The 17876-nt window shown below is 36.5% G+C and carries 15 protein-coding genes and 1 tRNA gene; 8 read left to right on the forward strand and 8 right to left on the reverse strand.

The window, feature by feature from the left end:
• Positions 1-19 precede the first annotated feature (19 nt).
• Positions 20-1288, reverse strand: coding sequence for a PAAR domain-containing protein (locus O970_RS08260; protein ID WP_024496640.1), 1269 nt, complete (start codon positions 1286-1288; stop codon positions 20-22).
• 477 nt (positions 1289-1765) lie between these two features.
• Here O970_RS08260 and O970_RS08265 point away from each other — a divergent pair, with 477 nt between their 5' ends.
• Complete coding sequence (locus tag O970_RS08265) at positions 1766-2956, forward strand: amino acid aminotransferase (protein WP_024496641.1); 1191 nt, start codon at positions 1766-1768, stop codon at positions 2954-2956.
• A 121-nt stretch (positions 2957-3077) separates the two neighbouring features.
• On the opposite strand, the gene O970_RS08270 is transcribed toward O970_RS08265, so the two are convergent.
• Positions 3078-3296 (reverse strand): helix-turn-helix domain-containing protein, encoded by a 219-nt coding sequence (locus O970_RS08270; RefSeq protein WP_024496642.1) that lies wholly within the window; start codon positions 3294-3296, stop codon positions 3078-3080.
• A gap of 194 nt (positions 3297-3490) precedes the next feature.
• Here O970_RS08270 and O970_RS08275 point away from each other — a divergent pair, with 194 nt between their 5' ends.
• Together O970_RS08275 and galU are read left to right on the forward strand one after the other, a co-directional pair.
• A complete protein-coding gene (locus O970_RS08275; protein WP_036563126.1) occupies positions 3491-3649 on the forward strand; it encodes a helix-turn-helix domain-containing protein in 159 nt (52 codons plus the stop codon).
• A 935-nt stretch (positions 3650-4584) separates the two neighbouring features.
• Positions 4585-5505: a UTP--glucose-1-phosphate uridylyltransferase GalU gene (gene galU / locus O970_RS08280; RefSeq protein WP_036563127.1), complete on the forward strand. Its 921-nt coding sequence runs from the start codon at positions 4585-4587 to the stop codon at positions 5503-5505.
• A gap of 77 nt (positions 5506-5582) precedes the next feature.
• Here galU and hemH read toward each other — a convergent pair whose 3' ends face one another.
• From hemH to orn, 3 genes are read right to left on the reverse strand one after another with little or no spacing between them, the layout of a single operon-like run.
• Positions 5583-6572 carry a ferrochelatase gene (hemH, locus tag O970_RS08285; RefSeq protein ID WP_024496644.1) on the reverse strand — a complete coding sequence of 330 codons (990 nt, stop codon included), beginning with the start codon at positions 6570-6572 and terminating at the stop codon, positions 5583-5585.
• On the reverse strand, positions 6565-7836 hold the full coding sequence (waaA, locus tag O970_RS08290; protein ID WP_024496645.1) for a lipid IV(A) 3-deoxy-D-manno-octulosonic acid transferase: 1272 nt from the start codon (positions 7834-7836) through the stop codon (positions 6565-6567). The genes hemH and waaA overlap by 8 nt, the downstream gene beginning before the upstream one ends.
• Before the next feature lie 7 nt (positions 7837-7843).
• Complete coding sequence (gene orn / locus O970_RS08295) at positions 7844-8401, reverse strand: oligoribonuclease (protein ID WP_024496646.1); 558 nt, start codon at positions 8399-8401, stop codon at positions 7844-7846.
• 97 nt (positions 8402-8498) lie between these two features.
• On the opposite strand from orn, the gene rsgA reads away from it, so the two are divergent.
• On the forward strand, positions 8499-9566 hold the full coding sequence (gene rsgA, locus O970_RS08300; RefSeq protein WP_024496647.1) for a small ribosomal subunit biogenesis GTPase RsgA: 1068 nt from the start codon (positions 8499-8501) through the stop codon (positions 9564-9566).
• Between the two features lie 76 nt (positions 9567-9642).
• Here the strand turns inward: rsgA and O970_RS08305 are convergent, their stop codons facing one another.
• Entirely contained in the window at positions 9643-10218 is a 576-nt protein-coding gene (locus tag O970_RS08305; protein WP_024496648.1) for an HdeD family acid-resistance protein, read from the reverse strand.
• Between the two features lie 499 nt (positions 10219-10717).
• Between O970_RS08305 and proQ the strand changes: the two genes are divergently transcribed.
• The 4 genes from proQ (at position 10718) to lpcA (ending at position 14689) form a co-directional block, all read left to right on the forward strand.
• Positions 10718-11368 (forward strand): RNA chaperone ProQ, encoded by a 651-nt coding sequence (gene proQ, locus O970_RS08310; RefSeq protein WP_024496649.1) that lies wholly within the window; start codon positions 10718-10720, stop codon positions 11366-11368.
• 46 nt (positions 11369-11414) lie between these two features.
• Positions 11415-13436 (forward strand): carboxy terminal-processing peptidase, encoded by a 2022-nt coding sequence (prc, locus tag O970_RS08315; RefSeq protein WP_024496650.1) that lies wholly within the window; start codon positions 11415-11417, stop codon positions 13434-13436.
• A 273-nt stretch (positions 13437-13709) separates the two neighbouring features.
• Positions 13710-13797, forward strand: a tRNA-Ser gene (locus O970_RS08320).
• 310 nt (positions 13798-14107) lie between these two features.
• Positions 14108-14689 carry a D-sedoheptulose 7-phosphate isomerase gene (gene lpcA / locus O970_RS08325; protein WP_024496651.1) on the forward strand — a complete coding sequence of 194 codons (582 nt, stop codon included), beginning with the start codon at positions 14108-14110 and terminating at the stop codon, positions 14687-14689.
• A gap of 477 nt (positions 14690-15166) precedes the next feature.
• Here the strand turns inward: lpcA and O970_RS08330 are convergent, their stop codons facing one another.
• Together O970_RS08330 and asnS are read right to left on the reverse strand one after the other, a co-directional pair.
• The gene (locus tag O970_RS08330; RefSeq protein WP_024496652.1) at positions 15167-16234 is read right to left on the reverse strand and encodes a porin; all 1068 of its coding nucleotides are present in this window, start codon (positions 16232-16234) and stop codon (positions 15167-15169) included.
• 237 nt (positions 16235-16471) lie between these two features.
• Positions 16472-17872, reverse strand: coding sequence for an asparagine--tRNA ligase (gene asnS, locus O970_RS08335; RefSeq protein ID WP_024496653.1), 1401 nt, complete (start codon positions 17870-17872; stop codon positions 16472-16474).
• Between the last annotated feature and the right edge of the window lie 4 nt (positions 17873-17876).

The raw sequence follows: 17876 nt of genomic DNA on the forward strand, positions 1-17876 counted from the left end.
GGATTATTTTAAAACTCATTTAATACCCCTTGTTAATAATGTTGCCGTTACTATCTCTTTGGTAAGTTTTTTTATTTACTTGTTGGCATAAATAATAATGAGGGGAGCCTATACCACTTATCTTACCCGCTGCTATTAATGCGCAATTTTCTACAATTTTCTTTACGTTGGTTATTTTTTGTGGCTTGGTAATTGCCATTGTTATGTTCTGCTTATTCTCAGATAAAATAAAATAATTATTTAGCTTAATTTTAATTTTGCGCACTGCGATTAAATCTGAGAATGCTTCCACTTCCAATAATGCATTACTCATTTGTTTATACCCTCTTTCTAAATCCTGTCTACCATATTTAAATAATTTAAATCTAGGATCGCCAAACTCATTGAGTTTTGTCACTAATTTCAATTTACCGTGAATAGATATTCCAAGATCGGCAAAATCATAAGCCACGTCGCCCACCTCAGGACCGAAGCCTATTACTTGCGCCATAGATTTATAGCCCTCACGGGTGAAGCCGTCAACACTTAAACTACGCTGGCCGTTATCTAACGCGTTCATTATGCCGTTACCTATCCCCGTTGCACCTTCATAAATATTATTAGCGCCATGAGCGATCAGAAAACCACCAAGTATACAGCCTCCAACAGAGCCACATAGGGCAAAACCGCCCATTATCTGTCCAACACCCCCAAATATAGATAAGCCATTAGATAGCCACTGTAGAGATTGTTCAGCAAGACTATCTTTTTCTTTCTTAATGTCTTGCTTACCTTTTTCATAGCTAATGCTACCATTTTCGACCCGTTTAACAAGGCTATCTGTGAAGTGCTCTACTTCACGCCGAAACTCTTGGCTAATATTGGGATAATATAAATGTTTTTCGCGAAGTTTATCGGCATAATTTATTAGGTCCTGTGCGTCTTGCTTAATATCCTTTCTTTGCTTATCGGTTAATTTCTCAGCACGACCGGATAGGGAAAAAGAGGTTCTGGAAATACAGCAATTTGGCGCATCAATATAAATATCACTAAAGGCGATGATTCTATTACTGCCAATCGGGCAGCCACAGGCAACAACACAGCCATCATAAGCCGCTTTTTTACCGTCTAAAATAAAATTATCTGCACCAGTGACGATAACGCCTTTACCCTCTTCACATTTTGGGCATGAAACCAGATCACCGACTACCGCGATCCCTTTTTGCCCATCAAAACTCATTGCCGAGGCTTGAATAATACGCCCGCCTGTAGTGGTAGCATTTCCTAATACTGCTACGGCTTTCGTCATGCTCTTTCCCCTTTATTTTTTCTAGTTTATACAAACAACACACTATAGTTAATCGTTAGCGTTAATTTATTTATTAGCGCTTAAAGCATGCGCGTAGTCAAGAATATTTTTTTAACTATTTATTGGGGTCTATTGTTGTATACTTTGCAGCAAAATTTTTTAGTTATACGATTGTTTATACAGATTTAATTTTCCCAAAATTTGATTTTAATAAAATCAATTGGGTGCGTTTTTCAATTAACCACTGCATAGGCGGTTTGGTGTGGGTACTTTTTTTGCTAAATTAGCAAAGTCAAAGTGAATTTTTTAAAATTATTTCATTTTGAATTGCATTATGTGTACATATTCGAGTACATTTAATTTAAATACTTAAATTAAAATGTAATTTATTCAAATACTTATCTATAGAGGTTTCATTATTGAATAGATAAAATTTAGTTTAATCATCATTCTATGTCTATCAAGGGGTACAAATAAATGTTTGAATCAGTCGAATTTTATGCGGGTGACCCGATATTGTCATTAGTTGAGGCGTTTAATACCGATAGTCGTCATGATAAAACTAATCTCAGTATTGGTTTATATTATGATGAACAAGGGATGGTGCCGAAGTTATCGGCGGTGAAATATGCAGAACAGCAATTACAACAATTACCCGACCAAGCACCGCTTTATTTACCGATGGAAGGATTGTTATCTTATCGGCAAGCTATTGCTAAATTGCTATTGGGTGAAGATCATCCTATATTACAGCAGCAACGGATTGCAACAATACAAACCTTAGGGGGATCTGGCGCGCTAAAAGTGGGGGCAGATTTCTTAAAGTCCCATTTTCCTGATTCAGAGGTATGGGTTAGTGATCCAACTTGGGAAAATCATATCGCTATTTTTAATGGTGCTGGTTTTAATGTTCACTACTATCCTTATTTTAATTGGCAAACTAGAGACATTGATTTTGAGGGGATGTTGGACTGCCTAGCACAATTACCACCAAAGAGTATTGTTCTTCTTCATCCTTGTTGCCACAATCCTACGGGTTGTGATTTAACGCGCGCGCAATGGGATCAATTAATTCCATTGTTAGTTAAACGTGAGCTCATCCCATTTTTAGATCTGGCTTATCAAGGCTTTGGCGAAGGGATTGACGACGATGCTTATGCGATTCGTGCTATGGCAAAGGCTAATTTACCTTGTTTGATCAGCAACTCTTTTTCAAAAATATTTTCACTTTATGGTGAGCGCGTTGGTGGTCTTTCTATTATTTGTGCGAACACGAAACAGACCAAACATGTCTTAAGTCAATTGCAAGCCACAATTCGCCGTAACTACTCAAGTCCACCAAGCTATGGGGCTAAGTTGGTGAGTACTATCTTAACCGATCCCACCTTATATCAATTATGGGTAAAAGAATTAAATGCAATGCGGGAGCGTATCTGTTTAATGAGAACCTTACTCACTGAATCACTCAATGAAAAACAGCCACAATACGATTTTGATTATTTAATCAAACAACGCGGAATGTTTAGTTACACTGGTTTTAGTCCTGAGCAGGTTGATGCATTACGTAAACAATATGGCATTTATTTGGTAGAGAATGGACGTATGTGTGTCGCTGGACTTAATCATAATAATATAAATAGGGTAGCAAATGCATTTGCTGCTTGTTAAATGGATATAAGAATAACAAAGGAGACGATAGATAAGTCTCCTTTTAGATCAACTATGCTGTAATCACTATATGATGTTTTCTGCTGGCGATCAAAAGCATAAATAGAAATGTAAGCATTGCTTATTTACTCTTTTTATTATACCGAGATGGCCAGATTTCAGAGGGATGTACGCCTATTGTATCGGCAATGATTTTTTCAGCTTTTGGCCAAGAATGGCTAAATGCATTACTTAAGGTTGATGGAGCATAACCCGTTGTCCTTGAAACTTCTGAAAGTGTCGTTCCTTTCTTTTTAATAGCGGCAATGATATCGGCACGGTGCCAGTCTTTTTTTTTCATATTTACCTCCGGTTAATGTTTAAGATATAACGATATTGGTTATCCATAAAAATAATAACATAAAATTCATAAATTGTGACTTATAGTCTGTGGTTTGATAAGCAACTAAACGTAATACTTATCAGATGAAAAACGCAAATAACATTCAGTATAAATTTGGCCAACAGGTAAAGTTGTTGAGAAAGAAGACAAATATGTCCCAAGAAGCATTTGCTGATAAGTGCGGTTTAGATCGTACTTATATTAGTGGTATTGAAAGAGGTGTGAGAAATCCCACTTTACAGATAATTAATACCATAGCTAAAAATTTAGATGTCGAATTAAGCACATTGTTTGATTTTGATAATAAATAAAGGTCAATTTTTTAATGTCATTCATATTAATAAAGATGGTTTATAACAATGCTTTTAATGTAAAGAATTACAGCTTTGTCCTAGGGTTTAATAAGAAAAAGTAAAACTGTTCTCAAAAGATGTAAAATAGAATTTTCCCCATTGAAATTGTTCATTTTTTTGTCGTATTATATTTAAAGACGATAACTAGTTTAACTTAGTTAGATTGGTTACGTCTGCAGGTTATAAAATGGATTTTTTATGGAAATAACCTGGTACAGGGACGTAGGAAATAGACTAAATGAGTTCGAATAAATTTAGTTAACCACTTAGCTTTTTGTTATTGTAGAGTCATAGAGTAGACTCATAATTTTATGGATGAAAATGCAATAATAAAAGTTTAATTATATGACTAGCTCAGAATTTATTGCAGTAAATAAGGATATTTCTGTAGTGAATTTTGAGCTATTATCCCAAATTTTCTTAAGCTGCTTACGCACTTTCATAAAAAGCTAATTGTTTTATCACGCATAAGCGTTAAGTCTATTATATTCATCTGACTGTACCTAAATCATCGCTTATTTAGTTGATAAGGATGCGTGTTATCGCTAATAATGAATTTCATTATGCCATAGATTAAATATTGCCGATTAAATCAGAATAAATGCCTTCCCGATTGTCAAAACCCTAAGGATATTTTCTATAAATATTCACTCAGGGTTTTAACGAATAAGTGTTTTTTAATTGTTTGTTGGCGCAAAACGGTTTTAATTATAATGTTATAGATAGATTGTTAATATCATCATTGTCTAGATTAATGGTAAACTAGTAGGATAAAAATAGGCAGTAACTATGCACATTCTCTAATGATAGAATGTCATAATGATATGAACGCATTATCATAGCGAATAAATTATTTTAAGATCGATATAAATAATTTAAATAAGGATTTATCTATGTTTTCTCATTTTACTCCATCCGTCACCAATCGTGTGACCAAAGCCGTGATTCCAGTAGCGGGACTAGGCACACGTATGTTACCTGCCACTAAAGCGATTCCCAAGGAGATGTTGCCCTTGGTTGATAAACCGCTGATACAATATGTTGTGAATGAATGTATTTCCGCTGGGATCACTGAAATCATCTTTGTTACCCATTCGTCAAAAAACTCTATTGAAAATCATTTTGATACCAGTTTTGAATTAGAAGCAATGCTGGAAAAACGCGTTAAGCGACAATTATTGGCAGAAGTACAATCAATTTGTCCTAAACATGTCACTATCTCTAGTGTACGTCAAGGTTTAGCCAAAGGACTTGGGCATGCAATATTATGTGCTTATCCCATGATTGGTAATGAACCTTTTGCGGTGGTATTGCCAGATGTTATTTTAGATGAATATAAGAGTAATTTAGAAAAAGATAATTTAGCGGCCATGATTCACAATTATCATGAAACCAAACATAGCCAAATTATGGTTGAGCCTGTACCGAAAGATAAAGTCTCCGCTTATGGCATTGTCGATTGCCAAGGACAGCGCTTATCGGCTGGGGAAAATACACGTATGTTTGGTGTTATTGAAAAACCCACTATCGACGAAGCCCCCTCTAATTTATCGATTGTGGGTCGCTATGTTTTATCTGAATATATTTGGCCATTATTAGCGAAAACGCCACCTGGTGCTGGCGATGAAATTCAATTAACAGATGGCATTGCCATGTTAATGAATTATAAAGACGTCGATGCTTACTGCATTAAAGGCGTAAGCCACGATTGCGGTAACAAATTAGGGTATGTTCAAGCATTTATTGAATATGCTGTGCGCCATGAGCACCTTGGTAACGATGTAGCTGCTTGGCTAAAACAATTAACATTGTAAAACCAATAAAATCGGTATCATTCATTTTTTTTAAAATCCTGATCGTTTTGATTATGGTAAAAACGATCAGGATATATTTAAGGTGGCGACAGCGGTAACGCAGAAGCGTGATGAATCAAATGTAATAATAATGTTACGTGGGCAGCTGAATTATTAAGGGCTGAGATATAATAAAAATCCGTACCACCAGACTGTATAAATTTTTCACGATTAAACGTTGCTATTTCTTCTAATGTTTCAACACAATCTACGGCAAACCCAGGACAAACCACCGCTACATGATGATTTCCCTTAGCTGCAAGCTCGGTTAACATTGTTGTCGTATCTGGTTTCGACCATTCCCCTTTGCCAAATTGTGACTGATAACTGTGCATTATCTCTAAATGATACCCATATTGCTGTAATTGCTGTTTAAGGATATGGGTTGTTAGCTCACAACGTGTTAAATAACTATCTTGCCTTTTTCTAATATACTTAATAGGTATACCGTGATAAGAGAGTAACAGGGTATCTGGTATACCATGCTGCTTAACATGAGCGACTATCGTATCGGTTAAGGCGGTGATATACAGTGATTCATTAGCATAATCAGGGATATATTCAATGTAAGGCGGATTCACCCAATTTGCTGTTATTTGTTTAATTTTGTTTAAAATAGGTAGCGTAGTGGTGGTCGAATATTGGGGAAACAGAGGAATAATTCTTATTCGGTCACAATATTTTAAGCATTCTATTTGTTCCATTAAGTTTGGTTGACCATATGTCATGGCAAGTTTACATGAAATATCAGGTAGTTGTGCGGCAACAGTTTGCGTCAGTTGTTGGCTGTAAACCCATAATGGCGATCCTTCCGATAGCCAAATTTTTTTGTAATTATTGATGGTGTTAGGGATTCGGCGTGGCAAAATAATTTTTGTTAGCAATGGCTTCCAAAACAACGCGGGTAAATCCACCACATGACGATCAAGTAAGAACTCGGTCAAGAATTGCGTGACAGCTGAGTAGGATAAGTTTTCTGGCGTGCCAAGGTTAACCAATAACACGCCAAATTGATGCGCCTTATTCATGAGGGATATAACGCCCAATTAATTCAAGTAATCGATTTAAGGCACCTTGATTTTGTTTTAAGATCTGATAGGCATTTTTACCCATCGCAATCGCATGATCTCTATTATCCAATAAGTGGGTGACTTGCTTAGCGAGTTCTTGAGGTTGATCGGAGACGATACAGAGCCCGCCTGCTTTTGCAAGTTGCTGGCTAATTGTACGGAAATTAAATGTATGTTGCCCCACTATAATGGGTAATTGATGTAATGCGGGTTCTAATGGATTGTGACCACCATGTTCAACCAAACTTCCCCCCACAAAAGCAATATCAGCTAAGGCATAAAGTTGCAATAATTCCCCCATCGTATCACCTATAATGACTTGAGTGTGTGGTGAAGGGGGCTGATTTTGGCTACGCAGTTGATAGCGTAACCCCATTGTGGCAACTAATTTTTCTACCTTTTTAAATCGTTCAGGATGACGAGGCACTAAAATCAATAATAGATCAGGATGGGTAACACAGATATGTTGATAAGCCTGTAGTAAGATTTCATCCTCGCCATGATGGGTACTCGCGGCAATCCATACGGGGCGGGTAAGTTGCCATTCACGCTTTAACTGCTCGATATGAGTGAGTTGCGAATCGGTAAGTGAAATATCAAATTTAATACTGCCCGTTACCGCCAAATGTGATGCAGGTAATCCAAGTTGAACAAAACGATTGCCATCTTGTTGGTTTTGCGCGGCAATTAAAGTAATTTTTTCTAGAATAGCTTGGGTAAACTTGCCAAATTTTGCATAACCTTTGGCAGAACGTTCCGATAACCGCGCATTAGCAATAATCAGTGGAATACTGTTTTTATGTAGTCCAGTAATAAAATTTGGCCATAATTCGGTTTCCATCACAATAGCAAGCTTAGGTTTTACTGTGCGTAAGAAACGATGAATGGCGCCCGGCAAATCATAGGGTAAATAAACATGACTAACGGAATCGCCTAATAAGGTTGTCACGCGTTCAGACCCTGTAGGGGTCATGGTTGTTACGGTGATCGGATAATCTGGATAACGTTGCTGCAATGCTTTAATTAAAGGGATAGCTGCAATCGTTTCACCAACCGATACCGAATGGATTAATATCCCATTCGGTATTACCTTATTATGACAAAAACCATAGCGTTCTAACCAACGTTGACGGTAATTGGGCGCTTTTAAACTACGCAATAATAAACGTAACCAAATTAAAGGCTGTATGATATAAAGTAATAAAGTATAAATCGTGAGCATAAAGAGTTTATTCTTGAATAAAATGTTGACGATAGTAAGCTAATTCAGCAATCGAATCTTTAATATCATCTAAGGCTTGATGGGTAGCGTGTTTAGTCAAACCCGTTAAGATTTCTGGTTTCCAGCGTTTAGCTAACTCTTTTAACGTGCTTACATCAAGGTATCGATAGTGAAAATAGGCCTCAAGCTTTGGCATATAGCGGTATAGAAAACGTCGATCTTGACCAATACTATTGCCACAAATTGGCGAACAATTTTCTGGTACCCACTGTTTTAAAAAATCGATCGTGTGTTGTTCTGCCTGCTGTTCGGTTACGGTACTTGCTCTGACTCTTTCTATCAGACCGGTACGCGTATGCGTATTGATATTCCAATCATCCATTAATGATAATTGCTGTTCTGATTGATTAATCGCAAAAACAGGGCCTTCTGCTAAAATATTAAGATTGGAATCGGTGACGATTGTGGCAATTTCAATGATCCGATCCTGCTCTGGTGAAAGTCCTGTCATTTCTAAATCAATCCAGATAAGATTGTTTTTACTATTAGAAGATAAGTTTGTCATAATTAACCGCTGTAGAAATTATCTTTTTTGTTGCAAGTAGTGTAGCATATCTACCACACAGTTTTAACATTTAACGTTGCCAAACCAACAGGATATTGTGAGTAAAAATAAATTATCAAAAAATCAGAAACGGCGAGTTCAAGCCAATCATGAACAGCGTAGAAAATTAACGTCTCAAGCATTACATAAAGAGCTAGCAGAGAAGGACGTCGCACCACCTGACACCTTATTTGGTGATGCCCATGAAGGATTAGTGATCAGCCGCTATGGCAAATTGGCGGATGTTGAAGATCGATTAGGACATATCCACCGGTGTAATATTCGCCGGACACTCCCTTCATTAGTGACCGGTGATCGAGTCGTGTGGCGCCCGAGTCTAGATGGTCACACCAATGGTATCATTGAGGCAGTTCAAGAACGTAAAACTGAATTTATGCGCCCAGACTTTTATGATGGCGTAAAAACTGTTGCGGCTAATGTTGATCAAATCATTATTGTTTCAGCAGTCGTTCCTGAGTTATCTCTCAATATTATTGATCGTTATCTGGTTGCATGTGAAACAATGCGTATTAAACCGATCATTGTTTTAAATAAAGTGGATCTTCTCTCCACCGATCAACGACAACGCATGGCGGATAAATTGGCTATTTATCAAGATATTGGCTACCAAACTTTATTCGTTTCAAAGCAAACTGGAGAAGGTATTGCAGAACTAAGAACACGACTCCAAGACCATGTTTCGATTTTTGTTGGGCAATCGGGGGTGGGTAAATCAAGCTTGATCAATTTATTCCTACCTGAACGGTTACAACCTGCCAATATTGGCGAAATTTCACAAGCATCGCGATTGGGTCAACATACTACCACTACGGCTAAATTATATCATCTAGTTGAAGGGGGAAGTATCATTGATTCTCCGGGGGTACGTGAGTTTGGTCTATGGCATTTAGAGCCAGCACAAATAAGTCAGGGATTTATTGAATTTGCCCCTTATTTAGGTACGTGTCAGTTTCGCGACTGTACTCACCAATACGATCCAGGTTGTGCGTTACAACAGGCTGTGGGACAAAATAAAATTAGTGCTACTCGCTTTGAAAATTACCATCGTATTTTACAATCGATGGCAGAAATCTTAGCTAAAAGTCATCGTCATTATAATAAATAGCGATCGTTTTTCAGGCTAGTATCACAATCAAGTAAACAGAGCGGAAATGAGTTATCCGCTTTGTTTTTTTATGTTCTCAATGTGACATCAGGCGTTGAGTGGATTTAAGCGCAATACCAATACTAATATAAGCCCAACCTTGAAAAATTAAATCTAGGCCCAAAAACAGACCTAAAACCCATACACTATTACTTGGCCATTCTACCACGATTAATAGTCCTAGAATAAAGGTAATAATACCAGAGCACAGTAACCATCCCCATTGCGGGATATGACGATTATGTAGCGCTCCCATAATTTGTACTGTCCCTCCCACTAAGAGCAATATAGCCATCATTAAGGTCAGCGCTGAAGACGCAAGGATTGGATTGTAAATGGCGACCACTCCTGTGACGATATAAAGTATGCCCATTATCGCCCAAAGTGCGGTTTGACCGAATCCTTTAATTTGAAAAGAGTGGACCACTTGGGTAATACCAGCAAAGATAAGTAAAAGCGCAATATAATAAACAGAAAATACCGTCGCAAAAAATTGATAAATCAGTGCAAAGAAGCCAAGGCATAATAAAATAGCCCCAATGACAATAAACCATCCCCACTTATTACCAAATGCTTCTGGCAACGTATCTTTTGTTAACGTAGTTCCTTTCATAACACATATTTCCTTATCAGTGTCCCTTTATCCATGATGAATCCATTTTACACCTATAAAAACAAAAAAAATGTTTTACTCTAAAAATTAAATGATAATTATTTGAAAACTAACGGTGATAAAAGCGTGACGTAAAAAACAGAGAAACGTATAAAAAATCACTTTTCACCTATTAATAGATAAGCAAAACAAATTTTGCATTCGTTATCCTAGGCTGGGATAAAATAAGTTGATGACGTTCATTAAATCAACAAAAAAGAGAATAAATAACCGAATACATCATTATAAGGTCTAGGATTAGCGAAAAATATCGCATTATTTATTGTCATATTAGAATTAATTTGTGATGATATCCAACAACTAAACTTAATTATTGATATTAATAAAATTAAGATACTTATTGGAAATATTAAAATAACTGATATTTGTTATGTACTTTAGCGTATGAGTTATTATAATAAACACTGTTTTTTATCTCTTGTTGTTTTTGGAACTTTAAATGGAAAACCAATCTAAATTTAAGACCAGTAAAGATATTATTTCTTACCTAGCTACACAATTCCCTCAATGCTTTTCAGTTGAAGGAGAAGCAAAACCGCTCAAAATTGGTATTTTTCAAGATATCGTCGCACGCTTAGATGATGAAACGTTATTTAGTAAGGTCAGATTGCGTGCCGCTTTACGTACTTACACATTAAGCTGGCGTTATTTACACTGCATTAAAGCTGATCAAGTGCGTGTCGATTTAGATGGTAACCCATGTGGTGTGTTGACGGCTGAACATGTAGAGCATGCAAGATTAAAATTGAAAGAAGGGAAAGATAAATTAAAAGCGCAACGAATTGAACAACAAAAAGCAGAAAAAGTCGCAAATAAAGGACAACGTACTACCAAAGTAGTTAAATCCGCAGCGAATAGTTCAATAAACAAAGTTAGCAAAAAAAGTAAAACAACATCAGGAAAAGCAAAAGACGCCGTTTCAATAGAGCCTGTTGATTTAGCCACATTACATGCTGGGGATCAAGTTAAAGTTAATTTAAGTAGCAAGCCTGTTGCAGCCATATTTGTCGCTAATGAGAAAGATAATGTGCGAGTAAAACTTTTATCGGGTATGGAATTAACCGTTAAATCGGAATATATTATTAAATAAGTTCAAACTATATCGTATAAAGTTGACTTTTAACGCGAGAAATTGGATGAAAAAAAAATTATTACAGATAATCGCTGGTATTGTGGGGTTATGTTTATTTTGTAATATAAGTTTTGCTAAAGACTATACTATTGAGCAATTACCCCAGTTAACCCAAGATCCGATACATAAAATCGTTTCTCGCCGTGTTACTAATTACTTTACTCAATCCCATTATCATCATTTCATCTTGGATGAGGATTTTTCAGAACGGATTTTTGATCGCTATTTTAAACAGCTTGATTTTAGTAAGGCTTTACTGACAGCGGCGGATGTTGCGCGATTTGAACCACAAAAAACAGTGTTTGCTCGCGAGCTTAAAACGGGTAATCTTACCACGGCTTTCAATATTTACAATTTCGTATTAAAAAAACGATTTTTACGCTATCAATATGCCTTATCGTTATTAGAAAAGCCAATGGATTTTAGCGATGATCAAACCATTGATTTTGATCGCGAAAAAATGCCTTGGCCAGTTTCTGAGCAAGAATTAGATGCTTACTGGCAAAAAAGAGTAAAGTTTGATGAATTAAGTTTAGCGTTAACGGGTAAAAATGAAAAAGAAATTCGTGAGATACTTCAAAAACGCTATCGTCAAGTACTTAAAATTTTAATCCAAAATAATAGCGAAGATGCCTTTCAGGTATTTATGAATGCCTTTGCTAGAGAAATTGATCCCCATACCAGTTATTTAGCGCCACGTAAAAAACGTGATTTTGATTCAGATATGAGCCTCTCTTTTGAGGGGATCGGCGCTACACTCAATATGGAAGAAGATTATGCAACAATTGTCTCTTTCGTTACTGGGGGACCCGCTGAAAAAAGTAAGCAATTAGCCATAGGTGATAGAATTATTGGTGTTGGGCAGAAAGGGAAACCGATTGAAGATGTCATTGGATGGCGATTAGATGATATTGTTGATCTCATTCGTGGTCCAAAAGGATCGAAAGTGAGGCTTGAGATCTTATCTGCTAATAGTAATGCCAAACCTAAAACAATAGAGTTAAAACGTGATACGATTCATTTTGAAGATAAGGAAGTTAAATCCTCGATTATTGAAACATCACGCGGCAAAGTTGGTGTACTTGAGATCCCAAGCTTTTATCTTGGTTTAACCGAAAAAACGACCCATTTATTAGCTGAACTTAAGGATAAAGTGGATAGCGTTGTTATCGATTTACGATCAAACGGCGGGGGATCATTAGGGGAAGTGATTACTCTGACGGGGCTATTTATTCAATCTGGACCTGTAGTACAAGTGAGAGATAATTTGCAGCATATTACCCAATATCAGGATCGGGATAATGTGGTGTATTACAATGGTCCTTTGGTCGTCTTAGTTGATCGTTATAGTGCATCGGCCTCTGAAATATTTTCAGCTGCACTCCAAGATTATGGTCGAGCAGTGATTGTTGGTGAAACAACGTTTGGTAAAGGTACGGTACAAACATTAAGAAATATTGCTTATCCTATTGATGAAAGAATCCATCCTGATTGGCCAGCCTTAGGTGGTGTACAGTACACCATTCAGAAATTCTACCGTATTAATGGTGGCAGTACACAATTGAAAGGCGTAAGCCCTGATATTGCCATGACCAATTCAGAACTGGCTTATGAAACGGGTGAACGGTTTATGGATAATGCATTACCATGGGATAGTGTGCCAGTCGCTAGCTATCATAAAATAGGGAATATTTCTGATATATTACCTGAGATGAAATTAAAGCATGAACAGCGCATAAAAGTAAATCCAGAATTTAATTATATTGAAGAGGATATTCAACGACTTAATCAACAAAAAGCGCATCAATATATATTCTCGCTTAACCAAGCAAAGCGAGAACAAGAGCAACATGAAAATGACCAACGAGAATTGCTTAGAGTCAATGCCCGTTTAAATAAGATGTCACTGCCGCCTATTGCTAGTATAGATGAGCTACCGAAAGAGTATAAAATTCCGGATGCTTTTTTAGATGAATCCGTAGAGATTGCGCTTGATTTAACAGAACACTATAAAGAATTAAAATAGCATAAAATTTAATCATGTAGGTGTAGTGGATTTTATTTGGTTAAATGCTACACAATCGCTATAGTTATAAAAAATTTGTTATGGAGTAAAGAGTTATGAATAAAGATTTAAAATTTGCCTTAATGACTGTATCATCTTTTATCATTTTGATGATTTTATTTGGGTCTCAGGTGGTATTACATTAATTAAGACACTTGACCAACGGCTAAGGAATCATTATAGTATGCGTCCTAGCAAGTCGCCTTATGACTATATATTTAATGAAAGAATTTAGGTGAGATGTCCGAGAGGCTGAAGGAGCACGCCTGGAAAGTGTGTATACGGCAACGTATCGAGGGTTCGAATCCCTCTCTCACCGCCATGTTTAAATAGGATTCCCTACTGGGGATCCTTTTTTCTTTATGGGGTTATCCTATAAATAATGATCATCATTGATGTATTATCCAGATAATATTACTCTTACTGCATTCGATTTTAACGACTATCCATATACAACAATAATTAAATAGGTTGATTTAAATTAAATCTGTAACACTTATCCTAAATGTTGTGCTAACTTATGCATATTTTCAATTAAATTGCTATTAAGTTAACCACTTATCTCAAGAGTATAAAATTAACTATAAGTTGTTAGAATGGCAACTTATATCAATGATTAGAGGATCTGTTTTATGTATCATCATCAAATAAAGGCTGAATTAAAACAAGCCAGTGACGTTTTAGATAAATTTTTAACCGATAACCATAATATTCAAACTATCCAAGAGGCGGCTCTATTATTAGCAAATTGTTTTAAACAGGGGGGTAAAGTGCTGTCCTGTGGTAATGGTGGTTCTCATTGTGATGCAATGCATTTTGCTGAAGAGTTAACGGGACGCTATCGAGAAAATCGACCGGGTTATCCTGCCATCGCTATTTCTGATCCTAGTCATTTATCGTGTGTTGGTAACGATTTCGGCTATCAGTTTGTCTTTGCTCGTTATATTGAAGCAGTCGGCCAATCTGGCGATGTACTATTTGCGCTTTCAACTTCAGGAAATTCTGCCAATATCATTAAAGCAATAGAAGCCGCTAAAAACAAAGGGATGAAAGTCATCACATTAACAGGGAAAGATGGCGGAACCATGGCAAATCTAGCGGATGTGGAAATTAGAGTTCCTCATTTTGGTTATGCGGATCGAATCCAAGAAGTCCATATCAAAATTATTCATATTTTAATTATGTTAATTGAACAAGAGATGGTCAAAGAATAGTAAATATATTTATAGTGAAAAATGAATCAATTCTTTTTTAAAAAGTAATTTTATAATTCGGTTTTGTTTAATGAGAATTTATCCGATATTACTATAATATTTAAGCGTACTTTATTATGTTTTTTATGTAACATTTATGCTAAATACCCATTTTTTGCATGATAATAAATGATACGCTTTTTTTACGTTAGCACTTAATTATTGTATCTAATTTGATATTTAAGCCGCTATGTTGGCTTATTCATTGCCTGTTAATAAATGGTGAACAATTATGATAATATAATTTTTGATTAAGAGTAATCGTAAAATGATGGGATATAAAAGGAAAAACTAATTTTATATCGGTATATCATTGCGTAATCTATATAACTCAAATACCATTTAATCATAGTAGATAAAAACTATTATTGACGATAGATAATAAAAAAAGACACCGAAGTGTCTTTTTTATTATCTAAATATACAAGGATATCTAAATTAGAATTGGTAGATTAAACCTAAACCAACAGTGTCTTTAGTATTCGCTTTACCAAAATCATCTTCATCTAACAAGTTGATTTTATAATCAACAATTGCAGTGATATTTTTGCTGAAGTCATAAGATGCACCAACTTCTATATATTTAACTAAATCAAAGCTCTCATCAACTTTAGCTTTGTGTTGTACATAAGCAATAGAAGGAGTTAAACGACCAACTTCAAAGTCCAGACCATATTGAGCAACAACTTCAAAACCACGATATTTTAGTTTGTAAGACTCATTATCTTCTTCGTCAATTAATTTATTTCTACCATCTACGTAAATAGCGGCAACATATAGGTCGTTAGCATCATATTTTAAACCCGCCCCCCAAGTTCTGTCATCGCCACCTCTAGCTTGAGCATATGCACCCGCAAATGATAAACCTGTATCTAAGATTTTATAATCAAAATTTGCACCGTATGCTTCTTGAATTCTAGCATCCGTTTCTTTCCAACTTACAATACCATTATCATCTTCATTAAGTCCGTATTTACCAGACGATTTTCCATCGGCATATTGTAAAGCGAAGTCGAAACCATCGACTAAACCAAATAAGTTACTATTGCGGTAAGTAACAACTCCACTTGTACGTTCTGAAAGTAAATATTGTTTACCAGAAGCATCACCACCAAATTCTGGTAATACGTCAGTATAAGAAGTAATTGCTTTAACAATACCGTCATTTTTACCGTAGTCGATAGAACCGATATCACCGAAGTTTAAACCAACAAAAGCGTAACGAGTTTCAACACTACCACCGTTCGCTTTAGTATTCCATTCAGCACGACCATAACCAGATACGGAATCAGTGATTTGAGTTTCACCCGTAAAACCTAAACGTGCTTCAGTTTTGTCACCTTCGCCATCAATCTTATTATCTCTATCAGTAATATGGTTTACAGCTTTTACACGACCGTTGATGTTTAATTTGTTACCGTCTTTGTTCCATACTTCGATAGAAGCGTTTGCCGCACCCGCTACTAAAAGAGCAGGGATAGCGATAGCTAATAAATTACGTTTCATTTTATACCCTCGTTAATGTTTATTTAAGACACCTGCCACTGCTCTAATTGCGAGTTTGGTGTCTGTTATAAGTAGGCAATAACCAAAATTTATTCTGAGTTACTGCCATTTAGTTTCAGTGCTACACGTTATATTGATTTTACATTAAAATCAAGAGAACTTTTCTAAAAAACCGTTGTCTAATACTAAAGTGAGTATATTTTGTCTATTTTTTAGACACAAATTAGGAGTTTAGCGTTAAAAGTTGGCATTGCGTGGCGTTCTTGGGAATGGAATAACATCCCGAACATTTTGTATTCCTGTGACATAAGCAATAAGCCGTTCAAAACCTAAGCCAAATCCTGAATGTGGCACGGTGCCATAGCGACGTAAGTCACGGTACCACCAATAATCTTCTTTATTTAGCCCCATTTCAAGCATACGCTGATCAAGTTGTTCTAAACGTTCTTCACGTTGTGAGCCCCCAATAATTTCGCCTATACCTGGGGCTAACACGTCCATCGCGGCTACGGTTTTACCATCATCATTCATACGCATATAAAACGCTTTGATATCTTTTGGATAATTTTTTACGACCACTGGTGCTTTAAAATGCTGTTCTGCCAGATAGCGTTCATGTTCAGAAGCGAGATCAATTCCCCAACTAACAGGGTTTTCGAAAGGATGACCACTGGCTAATAAAATTTCAATGGCATCGGTATAATCAACTTGAGCGAAATCGGAGGTAATAAATTGCTCTAATCGAGTAATGGCTTGTTTATCAACGTGCTGTGCAAAAAATTGCATATCATCAGCGCGCTGTTCTAACACCGCTTTAAATACAAATTTCAGCATTTTTTCGGCTAATTCAGCAATGCCACTTAAATCGGTAAAGGCAACTTCTGGCTCGACCATCCAGAATTCAGCTAAATGACGGCTGGTATTGGAGTTTTCAGCACGGAAAGTCGGACCGAAGGTGTAGACTTTAGATAGCGCACAAGCATACGTTTCGGCATTTAACTGACCTGATACGGTTAAGAACGCTTCTTTGCCAAAAAAGTCTTGATCAAAATCGATCTCGCCAGCTTGGTTTTTGGGTAAGTTTAGCAGATCTAATGTTGATACGCGGAACATTTCACCCGCGCCTTCGGTATCCGATGCGGTAATCAGTGGTGTTGAAAGCCAGAAAAATCCTTGCTGATCAAAGAATTGATGAATAGCTTGGGCTAATGTGTGTCTTACACGTGACATCGCACCGATAATATTGGTTCGGGCGCGTAAGTGAGCAACATCACGGAGGTATTCGATGGAATGGCGTTTGGCTGCCATTGGGTAGCTATCAGGATCATCCACCCAACCTACAACTTCAACCACTGATGCTTGTAATTCAACTTGTTGACCTTGACCTAATGATTCTACAATCTTGCCGGTGACTTTAACAGAACAACCGGCAGTTAAACGTAAAACGTCATGTTGATAATTGCTTAACTTGTCTTCAATTACTGCTTGGATAGGGTTAAAACATGATCCGTCATAAACACTAAGGAACGATAATCCTGCTTTTGAATCACGGCGAGTTCTTACCCAGCCTTGTACGGTGACGGTACTTCCTACCGCTATTTTTCCCTGTAATACATCAATTACTGTTGCAATAGACATAGAA

This window comes from Candidatus Schmidhempelia bombi str. Bimp, assembly GCF_000471645.3.
GTDB lineage: Bacteria > Pseudomonadota > Gammaproteobacteria > Enterobacterales > Orbaceae > Utexia > Utexia bombi.

Excerpts from the sequence above, each read along its gene's own strand:
- O970_RS08260 (WP_024496640.1), bottom strand. The coding sequence starts at position 1,288 with ATGACGAAAGCCGTAGCAGTATTAGGAAATGCTACCACTACAGGCGGG.
- O970_RS08265 (WP_024496641.1), top strand. The coding sequence starts at position 1,766 with ATGTTTGAATCAGTCGAATTTTATGCGGGTGACCCGATATTGTCATTA.
- O970_RS08270 (WP_024496642.1), bottom strand. The coding sequence starts at position 3,296 with ATGAAAAAAAAAGACTGGCACCGTGCCGATATCATTGCCGCTATTAAA.
- O970_RS08275 (WP_036563126.1), top strand. The coding sequence starts at position 3,491 with ATGTCCCAAGAAGCATTTGCTGATAAGTGCGGTTTAGATCGTACTTAT.
- galU (WP_036563127.1), top strand. The coding sequence starts at position 4,585 with ATGTTTTCTCATTTTACTCCATCCGTCACCAATCGTGTGACCAAAGCC.
- hemH (WP_024496644.1), bottom strand. The coding sequence starts at position 6,572 with ATGAATAAGGCGCATCAATTTGGCGTGTTATTGGTTAACCTTGGCACG.
- waaA (WP_024496645.1), bottom strand. The coding sequence starts at position 7,836 with ATGCTCACGATTTATACTTTATTACTTTATATCATACAGCCTTTAATT.
- orn (WP_024496646.1), bottom strand. The coding sequence starts at position 8,401 with ATGACAAACTTATCTTCTAATAGTAAAAACAATCTTATCTGGATTGAT.
- O970_RS08305 (WP_024496648.1), bottom strand. The coding sequence starts at position 10,218 with ATGAAAGGAACTACGTTAACAAAAGATACGTTGCCAGAAGCATTTGGT.
- proQ (WP_024496649.1), top strand. The coding sequence starts at position 10,718 with ATGGAAAACCAATCTAAATTTAAGACCAGTAAAGATATTATTTCTTAC.
- prc (WP_024496650.1), top strand. The coding sequence starts at position 11,415 with ATGAAAAAAAAATTATTACAGATAATCGCTGGTATTGTGGGGTTATGT.
- lpcA (WP_024496651.1), top strand. The coding sequence starts at position 14,108 with ATGTATCATCATCAAATAAAGGCTGAATTAAAACAAGCCAGTGACGTT.
- O970_RS08330 (WP_024496652.1), bottom strand. The coding sequence starts at position 16,234 with ATGAAACGTAATTTATTAGCTATCGCTATCCCTGCTCTTTTAGTAGCG.
- asnS (WP_024496653.1), bottom strand. The coding sequence starts at position 17,872 with ATGTCTATTGCAACAGTAATTGATGTATTACAGGGAAAAATAGCGGTA.